This is a genomic window from Roseburia sp. 1XD42-34, assembly GCF_009917385.1.
Classification (GTDB): domain Bacteria; phylum Bacillota; class Bacilli; order Bacillales; family Amphibacillaceae; genus Virgibacillus.
Map to the genome: position 1 here is coordinate 1 of NZ_QWLJ01000100.1, position 355 is coordinate 355.

Genomic DNA, 355 nt, shown 5'->3' on the forward strand with positions numbered 1-355 from the left:
ACCATGCTGCCCGACTCCACCGAGATCGACCAGGACACCATCAACCGCATCATCAAGGTCATGAAACACGAAGCCTACGGAGAGTGCTACAAGGTGAGCTGCCTGGAAATCCCTGGGCCCTCTGGCCCCAAGGGCTACCGTGGACAGAAGGGTGCCAAGGGCAACATGGGTGAGCCGGGAGAGCCTGGCCAGAAGGGAAGACAGGGAGACCCGGGCATCGAAGGCCCCATTGGATTCCCAGGACCCAAGGGCGTTCCTGGCTTCAAAGGAGAGAAGGGTGAATTTGGAGCCGACGGTCGCAAGGGGGCCCCTGGCCTGGCTGGCAAGAACGGGACCGATGGACAGAAGGGCAAGC

General features: G+C 61.7%; 1 pseudogene. It reads left to right on the plus strand.

The annotated features are described in order from the left end of the window. Positions 1 to 355 (plus strand): annotated as a pseudogene (locus tag D1839_RS20230) (hypothetical protein); the annotation flags it as partial.